Here is a 17884-nt window from a genome sequence, read left to right as displayed (position 1 = left end):
TAATCAAACCAACCAGATGAGCCGAACTCTCTCTTAGTTTAGGCCGCCCTTGGTTCCAAAAACTCTGACGACGCACAAACGTGCGGGGCTTTTTGCGCCTCGATGGCACTGATAAGTTCCGCCATCAGGGTCTTCAGATCTGTGGCTTGAAGCGTTGCTATATTACCGCCCTCGATCGGCAGCCAAAGCCACTCACAGGGCTGCTCCTCATTGCCCAACTTTTTGCAGAGGTCTCGGACTTGCTCCGCGCCTTCCCTTGCGCTGAGCAACGTGCAGCAATGGGTTAGTCCAAGGTTTTGGAGCGCACCAACTGAACGCTTGCCGGGGCGTGGGCCAACGGTAAGTGTAATCCGCCCATCTAGGTAGCTGCTCACCATTGTTTCCTTCTCTTGCACAGAGCCATTTGTCTTGGAAAGACATCTGAGCTGAACTACGTTTGCAATCAACAACGAATTTCCTAAGCGAAATGGATTATTTAGGTGCAAAAATTTCTTCTTACCACGGCGGCTTTGGCCGTTATTTCTGGACCAGCATTCGCCGAAAGCAAACTTTGTGCGGACGCACGCGCAATGTGGCCTGACGTTAGAGAGAGTGGCTCTATCGCTGCTCTAGAGAGTTTTGCATCTACTTTCCCTGCTTGCCCGATCTATTTAAGCCTTGCAGAGGAAAAGCTGGCGCAGCTGAAATCCGCAACGGGTAACAGTCAGGTTCTCACTCACGATATGCCATCCGATGCATATTCACTGGACGAGGAAACGTGCCTCACATTGGCTAGTGCGCCGTTCCAGCTTGAGGATTTTTTGGGCGTATTGGGGCGGGATGTGATGGTCGAACCCGCCTTGGAAGCTTGCGAGAAAGCATATAAGGCCACCGACACCCTCAATCCTGAAGTGCGCGCGGTCTATGCGCGCGCGCTTTTGCTGTCTGGCGATTATGGTGCCTCTGCTGACCAAGCGCGCATCGCGGCAGAAGAAGGAAGTGCATTGGCCATGAATACCCTCGCAATTGCGTATGAGCGAGGCCGAGGGACCGAAAAAAACTCCGGTGAAAGTCTCAAGTGGTATGCTGAAGCAGCCAAGGCGGGCTTCCCAATGGCGCAATACAATCTGGCGCAAAGAGTAAAATCGGACGATCCGGAGCTTGCGCTAAAGCTCTATAGGGCTGCTGCAGACGCTGGCTATGGCTCTGCGCAAATAGCACTGGGTAAGCTATATCGCGAAGGCACGCTGGTCTCCAAAGATCTGGACACTGCCATGAGCTGGTTCGAGATGGCCATTGAGGACAATCAAGACATCGATGCAATGTATTGGGCAGCCCTGATCCTCAGCGGAGACAGTGGGGCTTATCCGCTTGATTATGAACGCGCGCTGTCGCTTTACGAACGTTCTGCTGATGCCGGAGATAAATGGTCGCAACACAATGTGGCGGCGATGTATTTTCATGGCAAAGGCACCGCGCCAGACAGAGACCGAGCGCAATACTATTTTGGGTTGGCGGCCGAACAGGACCATGTGAAATCAATGCGCAAATATGGCCGCCTGAAGCATGAAAACGGCGATCCAGCCGCGGCACTTTACTGGTATCAAAGGGCCGCGGATGAAGGGGACGAGGTTGCCGCCGAGCTGTTGGCCAAGCTGTTGGGGGAATAGCGCCAAGTCAGAACTCATCTGACGACGTACAAAGTATGGTCGGCGCGGTCGATGAGTTTGCCATCGACGCGCGCCAACTCGACGCCCATTCCGTTGTAAAACGTGATTTCATCTCCGGTCGCCCGATACAGGTATCCCCGCACCCAACCATCAAACGGCTCCATCGGATACCAATCGATCTTCAAGTCTCCCCCACCCCAGCGATGGAACCCCGATTTAGCACTTTTGAGCAGTACTTCTCCATCAAGGCTCGGGTAGATGTGCCATGGCCATACGATTTCAGGTACGCGCTTTCCCGGATCTCGGCGGGCTTGGTCCGTGAGCAGTACGCCATCAAAGGCGACAAAGAATTCCCCGTCGTCAACTAAGGAAAATGTATTTTTGGTCGCGTACCGATACCCAAGGTGGTCGGATCCCTTTTCATAAAGGGCCCGACGCGTATCTGCCAGTTGCATCCTAAAATCATACGTTAGGGCGGTAACCTGGCCAGGCGGGTACACAATCAAGTGCGGTGTTCCCAACATTTGCACATACGTGATGAAATGTTTTGCTTCGCGGGGGGTATCGGCAAGCACCGGCGGCGACATTTCTACTTTGTATTCTTGGCCCACGGTTAAAATTCCGGGGATTGCATTCAGTGTGGCGCCGCTGATGTCGTATTCAGAAAAACTTTTGCGCCCCATGACCCTAAACAAGAAATAGACACTTGGGTCGTTTAGATCCTCCGAAACCATTGTTTGAAAATGACCGTATCCCCACTTGTGCGGGCCGTTCAGCGGTGACGGTCGATCAATGACGCGCTCGGCTATTTTTTGACCGGTGGCGTCGAAAAACTCAAACAGCACCTCTTGTTTCATCTCCTCTTTCCAACCTCCCGGAGAGTTCCCAACATCCATCTCTATACTGACGCAGACAAATTGGCCGTTGACGCGATAAAGATCGAAAGTGACTTGGTAATCGGCGCTGTAGTGTTTGATTTTGCGTATTGTTGGGGAGCCCGCGCTCCCCAAATGCCGTGTCCAGCCGGGTATTTCACCATTATGTTTCTCGATGACCCTTCTGGAAATTTCCAGCGAGGACATGTCTGAATTGCACATAAAATCCGGAATGGTGAACGACTGTTGTTGATGCGAGGTCAGGTATTTCACGAACTCAAACTTGCTATCCAAGTCCGGATTTGCAGGGATTTGAGATGCGCCATCTTCCTCCTGCAACGCGGCAAGCCGCGCCTCGATCTCCTGCGCTACAAGGCGTTGATTTTCGGTTTTCGCCGCGATGTCGTCACGGTCTTTTTGCACCGCACGTGTGCTCGCGTTCAACAGCAGTCTGAGAAACGTTTCGTCTTTGTTGGTTGTATCAATTTCGTCCAGAAACGGCGCCAGATCCGCTTTTTGCCGATCAATGGTCGTCTTGCTGTCGGCATCGCCTGACTGTTGCTGCAATTGGTCGTGCAGGTCCTGAATATCATCAATTGTGTTGCGGAGTGCGACGACCTGTTCGGGAGCGTCCAGCTGCGTATTCGCAGCAATTCGGGCTGCGACACCGTCGGGGTAGCTGTCAAATGTCTCGCGTCCCCACTGTTCCAGCCGGTTGGCGACTTTGACGAGGGCGGATGCGGTATCAACCTGCGCGCCGAAGTTGGATTTCAGCTCGGTCAGGTCAAAGTCTGCCTGAGCCACATGGATTTGCGCCACGTCAAAACCGGCCGAGAAGATATCCTTGGCAGCCTCGGCGCTCAAGAAGGCGTATTTTTCTGTATCCCAGAAATCAGAGCCCAATCCCGGAAGGGTGAAGAACAGCGTGTCCCAGTTGGGGGAGCCGGCGGTGTTAAATCCGGGCTCGCCGGCGTTTCTTGACAGAGCGCCGGGATTGAATGGCAAAAAGACACGGCCATTGGGCGAGGACGGAACGATTAGTTCGGCCACAAGATCGACGTCGATGGGATGGGCAAGCCCTTCTGGGTCATACTGATCAACAGATACCAGTCGCACCAATTCATCCTGCCCATAAGGTTGAATACAGGTCACGCCAAAACCGACAGGACGCCATGCCAAGCTGGATCGTACAACGGGCTCTCCGAGCAGAAGGTTGAGCGAAAGGGTAGTTTCAAATTGAAAAGACATGCCCTCTGCTGCTGGCCGCCCTGAAAATCCGGTGCTGCACGTCGGCGTAAACTGCCCGCTGGTCTCAAACGCGAAATCCTGCGCTTGAGCGCTTGTCAAAATGCCGAGGCTGGCAACCGCCCCAACAATCATGTGGCTGATGGAGCAGAAGGGTGTCATTAGCACTTGCCTTAAATGTTTGTTTGCGAACAGTATTGTCCGGACTCCAATCTGACAACCGTCATTTGTTTATCGAATTCGCGGACGCGAAAGTGAGGCCATAAAGATGCACAAAACTCTTGGACTTGCCTTGGTTCTTTGGGTTCTTGGTGCGATATCAGCGGCACAGGCACAAAACCGTCCATGTTTGGACGATTTGTTGGCCTCGGAAACCACTGACATTTCACATTCTGCGTTCTTCTCGGCGCTGTCAGAGGTCGTTCAATCGCCGGACAACTGCGAAACCGTTTTGGCAAAATCTGTGTCCGCAAGCGGTGGCGCCACGGGTACAAAGGCGGGGGCTGACCTCTCCACTTGCAGGGCCGCTCAACAAACCTGGCAAGATGTGCGCGAGAGCGAAAGTTCGGCGGTGTTTGAGGCCTTCGCCGTGGTTTATGCAGATTGCCCAATCTACGCAGCGATGGCGCGGGAAAAGCTCAAGTAGTTTCGCAGGGTTCAGCGCGGGCTGTATTTTGGCTTTTTGGCCCGGCCTTGGAAGGCAACTGGGCAATACCGTAAACGGATTTCGAGTTGCACGATCTATAGAACACGCTCGGTAGCGACTTTTTCAGCGTAGCTGCCATTTGTTTAGAGATGCGCAAGAGACAGATGTGGGCCGTTTGCTAAACTTTGCAAAGTGCGCGATCTGCGCAATGTCGACATTGGTACCTCTCGTTGTCGCATGGCAGGCAATTTCTGGGGTTAGCTTTTATGTCCGAAGGTCTTCTCCCAGCCCAACTTGGACTTACAGCCCAGAACGCGAATTTCCGATAGCCGACCTTTGTCGCGCGGGTTACGAACTGGAAAGATCGGGACAATTTGGACCTTGCCCCCGGCAAAACTAAGGTCTGCTCACCTCACTTTGCGGACAGAGCCACGTGATCGAAGAGTGGTGTCCTCCCGATTAAAGTTGCTGAAAAATCGGAGCCGTCCATGATCATGAAAACTGATTCTGTAGGCCAAAATGATAAAAAGTCAGATCACACTAAAGCAACTCGAAGCTTTTGCCTTTGTTGTGGACACTGGCACCTTCCGAGCCGCCGCAACTGCTCTCGGAACGACGCAACCTAACATCTCATCCCGGATTTCTGCTCTGGAAATGGCTTTGGATGTTGCGCTCCTTTATCGAGACGCAGGTTCAGTACGCCTGACCGAGAAGGGTCGGGAGCTCCTCGTTCTAACACGGGACATTCTTCGCGCCGGAGAAGCCCTGTTGGAGGCGGCGGGACGTCAAGAGTTGATCGAAGAACGCCTTCGGCTTGGTGTCACAGAACTTGTGGCTTGCACATGGCTGCAAACGTTCCTGCGGCTTTTGCGACAAGAGTACCCAAACCTGCGCGTCGAGCTGGAGGTCGATCTATCCCGTCAGATTGACGAGCGCTTGCGCGAAGGACGGCTCGATCTGGCGCTGCAGAATGGTCCGTTTGCATTTCAAGCCACCGGCGAACAGGCGTTGTCCGAGGAACCTTATGTTTGGGTCGCCAACACGGACCTTGCAAACGAGCTAGCAGGCGGGACATCGGTCGCGCGTTTCTTTGACAAGGCCGTCTTGACCCATGCCCGTCATACGAGCGCTGCGCGTGCGCTGCACGATCTTGCTGCAACGGAGGGCTATGACGCGGGCAAGATTATTCACTCAAGCGCTTTGTCCGCGTGCCTTCCGATGGTCAATGAAGGCTTGGGGATTGCGTTGCTGCCCCGCTCCCTGGTCTCGGAGGAGATTAAAGACGGACATTTGGTGTCTCTCAAGTCGGATTGGATTGCGCCACCGCTTGCGTTTTTTGCCCGTTTCAACGCGGATCGTGCACCGCGCTTCGTTGCCAAGGCTTGTGAGATCGCTGCATCCGTTCGGCCAGTGGAGGCATAGGATAGCTTCAATTTATCAGGTATAGAAAATCTATTGATTTGATTTCTGCTCTTCTGCGGGAGCTAATGCCATGAGTTCATCGGGCTGCAGTGGAGATCGTAATGAAGGCCGAATCTATTCGCATGGGCGTCGACATTGGCGGCACCTTCACGGATGTCGTCCTCGAAAAGGGCGGCGAGCAGTTCTCGATCAAAGTCCTGACGACCTATGCTGCGCCGGAAAACGCCATCATCGACGGTATGCATCAGGTTTGCGCCAAGGCTGGTGTGGATCCCTCAGCCATTGAGCAGATCATCCACGGAACAACTCTGGCCACCAACGCGCTTATCGAACGGCGCGGAGCCAAAACCGCGCTGATCACAACCGAAGGCTTCCGTGATGTGATCGAGATGCGGACGGAGTCCCGGTTTGAACAATACGACCTGAACCTGAACCTGCCTGAACCGCTGTTGCCACGTCAGATGCGTTTCACTGTCCCGGGACGGGTAAACGCCAAAGGCGAAATCCTCGTCGGTCTGGATCGCGCGGATGTAGAGGCAGTGGTGGACCGGATCGCGGAAGCGGGTTTTGAAAGCGTCGCCGTGGGGCTGATCCACTCGTACCTCAACCCTGCCCATGAGGAGTTGGTGCGCGAGGTGCTGGCTGAAAAGCTGCCGGATGTGTCGGTGTCGATCTCTTCGGAAGTCTCGCCCCAGATGCGGGAATACGAGCGGTTCAATACGGTCGTCGCAAACGCCTATATCAAGCCCTTGATGGCCTCGTATCTTGGGCGGCTAGAAGAACGCCTGCGACGTGAAGGTGTCACCTGCCGCATCTTCCTGATGCATTCAGGCGGCGGGATCATCTCGATCCAGAATGCTGCCGATTTCCCAGTTCGGCTGGTCGAGAGTGGACCTGCCGGGGGCGCAGTATTCGCAGCAAATATCGCGGCGCGCTATGGGCTGGACAAGGTGCTATCGTTCGACATGGGTGGCACCACGGCCAAAATCTGCCTGATCAAGAACCAGACCCCCAAAACCAGCCGCGTGTTCGAGGTCGCGCGCACGTATCGCTTCAAGAAGGGCTCGGGCATGCCGATCTCGATCCCGGTGATCGATATGGTCGAAATTGGTGCGGGCGGCGGAAGCCTTGCCCATGTAGACGGCATGCGGCAAATCCGTGTCGGCCCGGAAAGTGCCGGGTCCGAACCTGGCCCCGCTTGCTATGGGCGTGGCGGCACACGACCGGGTGTCACAGATGCTGATCTTGTGCTGGGCAAGTTGGACGCGGACAATTTTGCCGGTGGTTCGATCGCCCTGCACCCCGATCAATCTGAGAAAGCGTTGAGCGCACATGTCGGTGACATTCTGGACATGGAAGCGGTCGAAGCCGCCTTTGGCGTAGCCGAGGTGGTGGACGAAAACATGGCCAATGCGGCGCGTGTCCATGCTGTTGAGAATGGCGAAGACCTGAGCGAGTACACCATGATCGCCTTTGGCGGCGCAGCACCTCTGCATGCTGGGCGTCTTTGCGAAAAGCTTGGGGTTGAGCGGCTGCTTGTGCCGCCTGGCGCAGGTGTCGGTTCTGCCATTGGTTTCCTGCGCGCGCCGTTCAGCTTCGAGGCCAACCGGTCGGTCTATATGAAGCTGAGCGATTTCGATGCGGACAAGATCAAGAGCCTGCTGACCGATCTCAAAGCCGAGGCAACAGGCTTTGTGCGCACCTGCGATGAAGTGAGCCCGATCCTGTCGGAGTTCAAGGTGTACATGCGCTACACCGGTCAGGGTTGGGAAATCCCAATTGACCTCACCGAAGAGCAAGCGATGAACCCCGACGCCACAACCTTTGAGGCACGGTTCGAAGAGGATTACACCAAGCTGTTTGGTCGTCCCGTCGCGGGCATGAATATCGAAATCACCGTCTGGTCGGTGAACGCAACAACGCCACCGGAAGACGTCGCGCGCATTGAAACCACAGACGGCAGCGCGCCTGTTGTGCTGAACGCTACAAGGCAGCTCTTTGATGCGGCATCCGGCAAATACCTTGATGCCCATGTTATCGACAGGAGCCTCATGGAGACAGGCCAGCGCGCGCATGGTCCTGCTGCCGTGACCGAGGCTGAAACGACAATCATCGTGCCCGCCAGTCGGGACGCCATCCGCCAGCCTGACGGTTGTATCGATGTGGTGACGAAAGGAGCAGCGAAATGAGCCAAGACCACTCGAAAGTCGCCTATCAGGTCATGTGGAACCGCCTGATTTCGGTCGTCGAAGAACAGGCACAGGCACTGGTGCGCACGGCGTTCTCCACGTCTGTCCGCGAGGCTGGGGACCTGTCGGCTGGCGTCTATGACACCCATGGCAACATGCTGGCGCAGGCGGTCACGGGCACCCCGGGCCATGTCAATGCAATGGCCGATGCGGTGGCGCATTTCATTCGCCGGATTGGGCGGCAGAACATGTTTGAAGGCGATGTCTATATAACCAATGACCCGTGGGAGGGCACGGGGCACCTGCATGACATCACCATGGTCACGCCCTCCTTCCACAACGGCACTTTGGTCGGCTTCTTTGCCTGCACGGCGCATATCGTCGATATCGGCGGGCGCGGCTTTGGTGCGGATGCCCAAAGCGTTTATGAGGAAGGTCTGTATATCCCGATCATGAAGTTCGCTGATCGTGGTGAGGTCGATGAAACGCTTGTCCGCATCATCAGGGGCAATGTGCGGGAACCCGATCAGTTGATCGGCGACATCTACGCGCTGGCCACCTGCAACGAGATCGGCCACCGGCGCCTGATCGGCATGATGGAGGAGTTCGACCTCGACCATCTGGACGGCATCGCCGAATTCATCCTCGAAAACTCCCGCCGCGCAACGATCGAGGCAATTGCCGCCCTTCCACAGACTTCCGCGACAGGCGAGATGACGATGGACGGTTTCGACGTGCCGATCACGCTGAAGGTCAAGGTCAGCGTGGAAGGGGACCGCATCGTTACTGACTTCACAGGAACGTCCGGCCTCGACAAGAAGGGCATCAATTGCCCGCTTGTCTACACCAAGGCATACGCCTGTTATGCGCTCAAAGTGGCGATTGCGCCGGAGATCCCGAACAACGCAGCCTCGCTTGCGCCGTTTGAAATCACAGCACCGGAAAACTCCATAGTAAACGCGCTGCACCCCGCCCCCGTCGCTCTGCGTCACATCGTGGGGCATTTTGTGCCGGATGCGGTCTATGACGCCTTTGACAAGATCGTGCCGGGTCTGGTGCCCGCCGAAGGCGCGGGATGTCTGTGCAACTTCCAGGTCTCTTTACGCCCGCGCAGCGATGCACCCGCGCCTGCTGATGCGCGCAGGTCCGAAGTTTTGACCTTCAACTCCGGTGGCTCTGGTGCGCGGCCCGAGCACGATGGCATGAACGCCACAGCCTTCCCATCGGGGGTCATGACCATGCCGATTGAGGCCACCGAACACGCAGGCCCCGTCATCATCTGGCGCAAGGAATTGCGCTCCGACAGCGGCGGCGCAGGCAAGACGCGGGGCGGTTTGGGGCAGTACATGGAAGTTGGCGCGCAGGAAGGCCACGAGTTTGACATCCAAGCCATGTTCGACCGCAGCCAGCACCCGGCGCGGGGTCGCCGTGGCGGCCAGAATGGCGCACCAACGACGATTGCGCAGGACGATGGCACAGCGATGCGGGTCAAGGGCAAGCAATTCGTCCCACACGGTCGCAAGGTGGTGATGGCCTTTCCGGGGGGCGCTGGCTACGGCAATCCTTCCGAACGCCCAAGTGAGCTTGTGAAGCGTGATCTGGCGCGAGGATATATTTCTGAGGAAACAGCACGGACGGACTATGGATTGTCTGCCGAGGACATCGCGTCGGTGCAAAAAGCCGTCGCAAGGGGGGACCAGATATGAGCAACCAAAGCCCATCAAAGCAAAGCTATGACGTGATCATCGTCGGAGGCGCCATTATGGGCGCCTCGACCGCTTGGTTCCTGTCCGACAACAAGGATTTCAGCGGCTCGGTCCTCGTTGTCGAACGGGATATGACCTACGAGAACTGCTCGACCACGCACACAAACTCCTGCATGCGGCAGCAATTCTCGACCGAATTGAACGTGCGGATCAGCCAGTTTGCCGCCGACTTCGTCAAGAACATCCGCAGCTATATGGGTGGCGATGACCGGGTGCCGGAGCTTGGCATCCGCTCCTTCGGGTACATGTATTTTGCCGACAACGAAGGCTTTGCCGATATGCTGCGCGAAAGCCAGCAAGTGCAACTGGCGGCTGGAGCGGCAACTCAGCTTATGACGCCCGAGGAGATCAGGACCGCTTACCCTTTCTACAATGTGGACGACATCGTGCTTGGGTCCATCAACCTGGTGGATGAAGGCTATTGGGATGGGGCCGCTGTCAATGACTGGTGGCGACGTCAAAGCCGCGAGCGCGGTGTCGAATGGATTCAGAACGAAGTTGTGGCGATGACCCGCAACGCTGCTGGCACCCGCGTCGAAAGCGTCACTCTCGCCTCTGGCGATGTGATCGCCTGTGGTCAGGTCGTCAATGCGTCCGGCCCGCGCGCGGCACGCACCGCCCAGATGGCGGGCATCGACGTTCCGGTGGAGCCGCGCAAACGCTATTCGTGGATCTTCAAAGCCGAACAACCGCTGGATCAGGACTTGCCGCTGTCCATCGACCCGTCAGGTGTGCACGTCCGCGAAAACGGCGGCGGGACATATCAGTGCGGCGGGCATTCCGATTATGATCCGGCGGTAGATTTTGACGATTATGCGATGGATCACTCCATGTGGGAAAACCACGTCTGGCCCATTCTTGCGACCCGTATCCCGCAGTTCGAGGCGATCAAAGTGCAATCCGAATGGGGCGGGCACTATGCCATGAACACTTTTGATCACAACGCAATCATGGGACCGCACACAGAGCTTTCAAACTTCATCTTCCTCAATGGCTTTTCCGGCCATGGGCTGCAGCAGTCGCCTGCCATGGGGCGCGGGACGGCCGAGTGGCTGACCTACGGCGAATACCGCGCGCTTGACCTGACACCGTTCAACTATGAGCGGATCCCAGCAAACAAGCCGATCATCGAGAAAGCCATTATCTGATGAATCTTCCCGCCAATCCCTTCACCAGTGCTATTGCAGCCGGTGAGAAACAAGTCGGCCTTTGGATCAGCCTGTGCAGCAACTTCGCCGCAGAGGTGGTATCGACCGCAGGATACGACTGGGCGCTGATCGACATGGAGCACAGCGCCAACGATTATTTCAGCGTACTCGGTCAGCTTCAGGCGTTTGCGGCGTCCCCGACCACGGCCCTCGTGCGTGTAGAATGGAACGACGCGGTTGCAGTCAAGCGGCTATTGGATCTGGGCGCGCCGGGCCTGTTGTTTCCGATGATCCAAACGGTGGAAGAAGCCAAACAGGCGGTTGCGGCGACGCGCTACCCGCCACACGGTGTTCGTGGCGTCTCGGGCGCGACCCGAGCAACGGCCTTTGGGCGCATCACCGATTATGTGGCGCGGGTGGAGGACGAAACCGCTGTTCTCTTGCAACTGGAAACCCGTGCTGCCGTCGAACAGGCCGAAGCGATTGGCGCGGTTGATGGCGTCAGCGGTATCTTCTTTGGACCTGCAGACATTGCCGCCGATATTGGCAAACTCGGCAAGCCGATGGACCCGGATGTATGGGCCTTGATTAAACCGGCGGCGCAAAAACTGATTGCCAAAGGCATGCCAGTTGGCACCTTGGTCACCGACCCTACTTTTGCGGCTGATCTGTTGAACGAGGGCTTCACCTTTGTTGCCATTGCGACAGATACGGGGCTTTTGGCACGGGCCGCAGATACGGCCCTGGCGCAAACAAAAGGCGCGCTGCAATGAGTTTCGCCTCATCACGTCTTGCTCAGGTCAAACCGTCCGCTTCTGCCTGGGTCAGCCAGGCTGCAAAACAGGCCATGGCGCGCGGCGAAGATGTCATCGACCTCGGTCTTGGCGAGCCGGATTTCGACACACCGGACCACATTAAAGAGGCCGCGCATCAGGCGGCCTTGCGCGGCGAGACAAAGTATCCCCCGACCAATGGCACGCTCGCGATGCGGCAGGCCGTCGTGGACAAGTTCAAACGTGAAAACGCTCTGGATTACGCTCTGGACGAAGTGATCGTGTCGAACGGGGCCAAGCAGGTGTTGTTCAACGCCTTCATGGCCACGTTGGAGCCGGGAGACGAGGTGCTGCTCTGCGCGCCCTATTTCGGTCAGTACAAGGACATTGTGCTTATTCTCGGCGGCGTGCCGGTGCCTTTGGAATGCCCGGCTGAGGCTGGCTTTCTTCTGACGCCTGATCAATTGCGCGACGCCATCACGCCCAAGACCCGATGGCTGCTCTTGAACCAACCGTCGAATCCGTCGGGTGCGGTCTACTCGGATGCCGAGATCACGGCACTCGGCGACGTGCTGGCCGATCATGAGCGTGTGCTGATCCTGTCGGACGAGATCTATGAGCACATCCTGTTTGACGGGCGCGTGTTCCGATCGTTTGCGGCGCTTTGCCCGAGTTTGAAAGACCGCACCCTGACGGTCAACGGTGTGTCCAAAGCCTATGCCATGACGGGTTGGCGCATTGGCTTTGGTGCCGGGCACAAGGAACTGATCGCGGCGATGACCAAAGTGCAAAGCCAAATCTCGTCAGGAGCGTGTTCCATCGCCCAAGCGGCTGCCGCGGCCGCATTGAACGGGCCACAAGTTACTGTCCGCGCCTTTTGCCGGGCGTTCGAGGCGCGCCGTGACCTTGTGGTCGCGCGTGTGGCACAGATCCCGGACCTGACACTCGACGCACCGGGTGGCGCGTTTTATGGCCTGATCGGCTGCGCGGGGCTGATCGGCGCTAAGACCCCTCAGGGCGAGACGATTGAAACAGATACAGACGTGACCGCCTATCTTCTGAATGCTGCAGGCGTCGCCGCCGTGCCCGGCAGCGCCTATGAGCTTTCACCTTTTTTCCGAATTTCAACAGCGGCCTCGGAAGAGGTTCTAAGCGATGCAATGGATCGCATTGCTCGCGCTGTTTCTGACCTCAAAGGACTGACTTTATGAAAAAGATCGTACTTACCGGCGCGGCTGGTCGCCTTGGTTCCTATCTGCGAGAGCCACTTTCGAAGATGTGCGAAGACTTCGTATCCTCGGACATTGCGGACAGCGTCACAAATCTTGCTGCGAATGAAACCTACGTAAAGGCAGACATCACCGATCTCGACGCCATGGTTGCCCTGCTCGAAGGCGCGGACATGGTGGTGCATTTCGGCGCGGTCGGCGACGAAGCCCCGATGGATGTGCTTTGGGGGCCAAATTTCTATGGTGCCTACACCGTATGGGAGGCCGCCCATCGCAACAAGCTGCGCCGGGTCATCTATGCCTCGTCCATCCACGCCGTGGGCATGCACAAGAAGACGGATTTCATCGGCACTGATGCCCCCCACAAGCCTGACACGTTTTACGGGCTGGCCAAGTGTTTCGCCGAAGACCTCGCTTCGCTCTACTGGGACAAACGCGGGCTGGAATCTGTCTGCATGCGCATCCTGTCCTGCGCGCAGCCGACCAATTCGCGCGCCGTGGGAACCTGGCTTAGCTATGACGATCTGATCCTGTTGGTGGAACGTTCGATCACCACGCCCATCACCGGCTTCAGCGTGGTCTACGGCGTATCGGACAACGACCGCACACCTGTCGACAACGCCAAGGCGCAGCATCTGGGCTACCACCCCAAGGACAACGCCGAGCAATTTGCTGAAGAAATCTATGCCACGGAAGGGCCGCTAGATCCTCATGATCCAGCCAACACCCACCACGGTGGCCCGTTTGCTGCTGTAGAGCTGGGCAATAGCGGCATGGCGCATTTGAACCTCAACACAGACGATACCGGAAAGGACTAAGCATATGGAAAAAGTTGCATTGATCACAGCGGGTGGCTCGGGCATGGGGGCAGATAGCGCGCGGGCCTTGGCTGCAGATGGCTTCAAGGTCGGCATTCTGTCCTCCTCCGGCAAAGGCGAAGCGCTGGCCAAAGAACTTGGCGGTGTCGGCATCACAGGCACCAACAAATCTGAAGAAGACCTGCAAAAGCTGGTCGATGCGGCCATGAACCACTGGGGCCGTGTCGACGTTTTGGTGAACTCCGCCGGCCATGGACCGCGTGCACCGGTCTTAGAGCTCACCGATGAGGAATGGCACGAAGGCATGGAAGTCTACTTCCTGAACGCGGTGCGCCCGTCGCGTCTCGTCACACCGATCATGCAAAAGCAGGGTGGCGGGGCGATCATCAATATTTCGACCTTTGCCGCGTTTGAGCCGAACCCGGTGTTTCCAACGTCAGGCGTGATGCGCGCCGGGCTTGCGGCCTTCACAAAACTCTTTGCTGACAAATACGCAGCCGAGAACATCCGCATGAACAACGTGCTGCCCGGGTTCATTGACAGCCTGCCAGAGAAAGAGGAATTCCGCTCGATGATCCCGATGGGCCGCTACGGCAACTCCCTTGGCGAGATTGCAAGTGTCGTGGCCTTCCTGGCGTCAGATGGTGGAGCTTACATCACCGGTCAGAATATCCGGGTTGATGGGGGAATCACCCGGTCGGTTTAATCCCAATGATAATGAGGCTGTGAGCACGCAGGTCGCTGGCGCGATTGGGGCTTGTCATCGACGAAGTCCACTATATGCGCTTGGTTGCCATTTATGCATCTTGCAGCATCGGTTATTCTGGGCTCGGAGCCGTCATTAGCCGCGATCAGGATCAAAGTCCGCTTCCGGAAAATCGTCCAAACTTTGCAAAGGTCGCTAACTGCGCTTAGCTGCCCTCTTGTTCAATTGCTCCCAGGCGTCGCGACCGGCCCAAAGCGGACATTTGAAGAGACTGCAGCGAAGGTCGGATTTTTTGAGAATTTCATTTCCCCACCACCGAAGGGGCTTCATCTCACCCCAAAGTTGCGACAAGTTGGGCAGTTCTTTCAAAGGACCACATGAGGGCGATGGCGATACAGCCAATCGCGGCCCCGTTTCTCGTGATCACATCAAGGCGCGGGGCTTGGGTTTTGAGCACTGCAAACAGCGGCCAAATGGCCAGTACAATGAACACCTGGCCCAGTTCGACGCCAATGTTAAACGCCAGCAGGCTTTGCCAAATGTTTGGAGAGCTCACCTGTAAGATGTCGTGTAATACAAAGCTAAAGCCAAGTCCATGCAGAAGGCCCAAGAGCAATGTTACTACAAAAACCTTCCGGCCATTTCCGCCGTCGTTGCCATTTCGAAAAATCAAAATGCCTGCATAGATAATCGAAATTGCGATGCCGGTTTCGACGGCTGGGACAAACCACTCTCCTTTGGGTACAAAACCAAAGAACCCCAGCACCAATGTCACGCTGTGTCCAATTGTGAACCCTGTGACTCGCCCCAGAAGGCTGCGCAGTGTTTGCGCACCCAGCACCAGACACACCACAAACAGCACGTGATCCAAGCCTTCGAGAATATGGTGGATACCTTCCCAGACAAACGTTACAATCGCCGAAATCCGGGAGCGAGAAACTTCGACTGGCTCTAACAGAAGACCGCGAGCGCGAGACACCTTTGGCTCGCCAGGGCCATAATCGAGAATTAGATTGGCGGTCTTGTCTTGCTCCGGAAGGCCCGGGTCCACCTGGCTGGCCAGAGTGTAGGCATCGACATAGCCATGCGTCGTGTATCGAATGGACACATCCACCACAGCATCCCCGACAAACAGATCTTTTGGCAGGTTTGAGGGCTCGAAGGTGGTGGCCAGCGCTAATTGAGCCTCATCCAATGTGGCAAAAGCAGGCTCCTTGCCAATCGCGCTGACCTCCACTGCTTCTACGGTGCCGCGTTGCCTTTTGCCGTCAAATAGCAGCACCAAGCTTGTTTCCGCGATTTGTCCAATACCCAAGGGATCCGCGGTAAGAGATGCGGGATCAACAAAATGCACAAGCTGATCGTCCATCATGGCATTGGTTGTAAATGGCGCAGGTGCGGGCAGCGCATCGCCGTCTGTGTTGCCAAGCTTGTCGGCCACAAGGTAAGGCATCGGCGTGCGCATATGCACGATCAATCCATCTTGAACATGCTCAATGTGATAAATGCGGACATTGAGGTTTAGCAGGAAATGCGCACCGACCTTTGTTGTCATGCCAAAGGCCACCATTAGGGCGGTTGAAAGCACGAAAACCGCAAACCAACGGCGTGTCATGCGCATTTGTAGGAACTTAAGCATCTGGGAGTTTTGCCTCAAGGACTGTGATGCCGCTGAGGGACCAGAAGCCGTCAACGTCTTGAATTTCGATCAATGCGCGATACTCAATTGCGCGGTGATGAGTGTGCCCCCAATGCCCTGCTTTGGCACGGGCAGACCACTCAGCCAAGGCGCGGAAGCCAAATCCACTTTCAAGCGGGCCAATGTCGCTGAGGCGCACATCGTTTACATCTGTGACGCGCGCCACACCGCCGCCGGGCACGCGCACGGCAAGCGCCCGGTCGAGTTCCGCGGCAACCTCTGCCTGCGCTGCCTCGACAACAATTGGACTAAGCGCAATTTCACGTGAGGGGGCATCAACTTCGAGGTTGGCGGCATTTACTGCAGCCAAAACCAAGGAGAACGCTTCGGTGGCCTGAGCCGCCTCCGGCACGCGGCTCAAAGGGTTGCGCACATCAATTGTCATACGGTCCACACCAACAACTGCGCCGCCGATTGATACCACAGAGAAACCGACCGCCAAGAGCCGAGGCATTCCGTGTGTTCGCGTCGCGACAAAACCTGCCCCCAAAGCCGTTGCAACAAGCAGAATAGACAAGATTGGCAGCGCGACCTGACCAATCGCTCCAACCGGAAGCGGCGTGACCGTCGGATTTTGATAGGTCCGCAAATGGTTGCGCCACGCAATCTTCGGATCCTCAACTGTTGCACCGCTTAGGAAGGGCCCTGCCGGATCAGTTGACGTTGCCGGGACTTTGGCTATGACCTCGTTGAACATATCCCACTGCACCGAAACGTTCTCTGGCAACGTTTGCCAAGGGAAAGACAGGATAACCCCCAGAAAGGCTTCGTCTGCACCAATGTCTTGCTCTGGCCCAACGACCTGAAGGCCAGTTGTATTCAACGTTAGAAGTTCCGTGCGGTAACTTTCGGGGACGACGTTGTCGCCATCAATCGATACGGGATTGCGCCCCGCTAGAAACGATCCAGCTTTGGCTTTCAGCTCGGATTGCTGTTGTGGCGACAAATGTTGGCCCGACGTCAGGTTCAGGTCTAACCAAGGATCAATGTCGCGCACTCGAATGAGGGTCTCATGGCGCAATTCCCGAGGCTCAATGTAGAGGTAGGTGGTGACGCCCGATTTATGATGCCGGCGCAAGTTTACGCTGTCGAATTTTGAATACCATGGATCATCCCAATCCATGCCCAGACGCGCAGGGCCAGACAGATAAGCAAAATTGGCAACCGGCACACCGCGATCAAAAGTTATAAACCCAATGGTGGCACGGGGCGCCCCATGCGCGTCAACAGGCGGCGCGATTTCGATGACCTCGGGCTGCGCTGCCTCAAAGTCATAAAACAGCTCAACATAGACAACGCGCGGGTCATCCGGGGGGGATGGGAAAAATCGCCCGGTAATGGGCTCGCGCAATCCGGTTAAGGGTGTTGTACGATCCACCCGCATCCGCTGCTCAACGCGCGTTATGCGGACTGGCAACGCGCGTCCGCCCCCTCGCCGTACGGACAGACCCGTTTCGGAAAAATTTGAAAGCCTCTCCGCTGCGCTGGGACGGGCGGACACATCAGCCGCAAACCATTGATCCGGTATCAGGTCTTCAAATTGCTTCGCGTCGTCGATGAAGATCTCAAGCTGAACCCGCACTCCGTCATCGGTGATGTGGATTTCGGCAATGTTGTTAGCCACTTCCGCACCGTTCAAAGGCAGGTAGTCAGCCCAAGCATTTGACGAGAGAGAGAAGAGTAAGACAACGCAAAAACTCAGGGTTTTATGCCAAGCTA

At 56.5% G+C, this 17884-nt stretch carries 13 protein-coding genes; 10 read left to right on the top strand and 3 right to left on the bottom strand.

The window, feature by feature from the left end; translation table 11 throughout:
* The first annotated feature begins 722 nt into the window (after positions 1-722).
* Complete coding sequence (locus tag Q0955_RS20350) at positions 723-1649, top strand: tetratricopeptide repeat protein (protein ID WP_299428577.1); 927 nt, start codon at positions 723-725, stop codon at positions 1647-1649.
* Positions 1650-1663: 14 nt separating this feature from the next.
* Here the strand turns inward: Q0955_RS20350 and Q0955_RS20345 are convergent, their stop codons facing one another.
* Positions 1664-3931 (bottom strand): hypothetical protein, encoded by a 2268-nt coding sequence (locus Q0955_RS20345; RefSeq protein WP_299428574.1) that lies wholly within the window; start codon positions 3929-3931, stop codon positions 1664-1666.
* 106 nt (positions 3932-4037) lie between these two features.
* Here Q0955_RS20345 and Q0955_RS20340 point away from each other — a divergent pair, with 106 nt between their 5' ends.
* The 9 genes from Q0955_RS20340 (at position 4038) to Q0955_RS20300 (ending at position 14466) form a co-directional block, all read left to right on the top strand.
* Positions 4038-4415, top strand: a complete 378-nt coding sequence (locus Q0955_RS20340; protein WP_299428571.1) for a hypothetical protein — start codon at positions 4038-4040, stop codon at positions 4413-4415.
* 519 nt (positions 4416-4934) lie between these two features.
* The gene (locus tag Q0955_RS20335) at positions 4935-5837 is read left to right on the top strand and encodes a LysR family transcriptional regulator (RefSeq protein WP_299428568.1); all 903 of its coding nucleotides are present in this window, start codon (positions 4935-4937) and stop codon (positions 5835-5837) included.
* 101 nt (positions 5838-5938) lie between these two features.
* Positions 5939-8026 (top strand): hydantoinase/oxoprolinase family protein, encoded by a 2088-nt coding sequence (locus Q0955_RS20330; protein ID WP_299428565.1) that lies wholly within the window; start codon positions 5939-5941, stop codon positions 8024-8026.
* Entirely contained in the window at positions 8023-9732 is a 1710-nt protein-coding gene (locus tag Q0955_RS20325; protein WP_299428563.1) for a hydantoinase B/oxoprolinase family protein, read from the top strand. The genes Q0955_RS20330 and Q0955_RS20325 overlap by 4 nt, the downstream gene beginning before the upstream one ends.
* Complete coding sequence (locus Q0955_RS20320) at positions 9729-10940, top strand: FAD-binding oxidoreductase (RefSeq protein ID WP_299428560.1); 1212 nt, start codon at positions 9729-9731, stop codon at positions 10938-10940. The genes Q0955_RS20325 and Q0955_RS20320 overlap by 4 nt, the downstream gene beginning before the upstream one ends.
* Positions 10940-11713 carry an HpcH/HpaI aldolase/citrate lyase family protein gene (locus Q0955_RS20315; protein ID WP_299428557.1) on the top strand — a complete coding sequence of 258 codons (774 nt, stop codon included), beginning with the start codon at positions 10940-10942 and terminating at the stop codon, positions 11711-11713. The genes Q0955_RS20320 and Q0955_RS20315 overlap by 1 nt, the downstream gene beginning before the upstream one ends.
* Positions 11710-12924: a pyridoxal phosphate-dependent aminotransferase gene (locus tag Q0955_RS20310; RefSeq protein ID WP_299428554.1), complete on the top strand. Its 1215-nt coding sequence runs from the start codon at positions 11710-11712 to the stop codon at positions 12922-12924. Before Q0955_RS20315 ends, Q0955_RS20310 begins: the two co-directional genes overlap by 4 nt.
* Positions 12921-13760, top strand: a complete 840-nt coding sequence (locus tag Q0955_RS20305) for an NAD(P)-dependent oxidoreductase (protein ID WP_299428552.1) — start codon at positions 12921-12923, stop codon at positions 13758-13760. Before Q0955_RS20310 ends, Q0955_RS20305 begins: the two co-directional genes overlap by 4 nt.
* 4 nt (positions 13761-13764) lie before the next feature.
* A complete protein-coding gene (locus Q0955_RS20300; RefSeq protein ID WP_299428550.1) occupies positions 13765-14466 on the top strand; it encodes an SDR family oxidoreductase in 702 nt (233 codons plus the stop codon).
* Positions 14467-14797: 331 nt separating this feature from the next.
* Here Q0955_RS20300 and Q0955_RS20295 read toward each other — a convergent pair whose 3' ends face one another.
* On the bottom strand, positions 14798-16105 hold the full coding sequence (locus tag Q0955_RS20295; RefSeq protein ID WP_299428548.1) for a HupE/UreJ family protein: 1308 nt from the start codon (positions 16103-16105) through the stop codon (positions 14798-14800).
* Positions 16098-17789, bottom strand: a complete 1692-nt coding sequence (locus Q0955_RS20290; protein ID WP_299428546.1) for a hypothetical protein — start codon at positions 17787-17789, stop codon at positions 16098-16100. Before Q0955_RS20290 ends, Q0955_RS20295 begins: the two co-directional genes overlap by 8 nt.
* Positions 17790-17884: the final 95 nt, after the last annotated feature.

The organism is uncultured Shimia sp. (assembly GCF_947493595.1).
Lineage (GTDB): Bacteria > Pseudomonadota > Alphaproteobacteria > Rhodobacterales > Rhodobacteraceae > Shimia.
The sequence above is the reverse complement of the archived record's forward strand: the minus strand, read 5'-3'. Positions and strand labels throughout refer to the sequence as shown.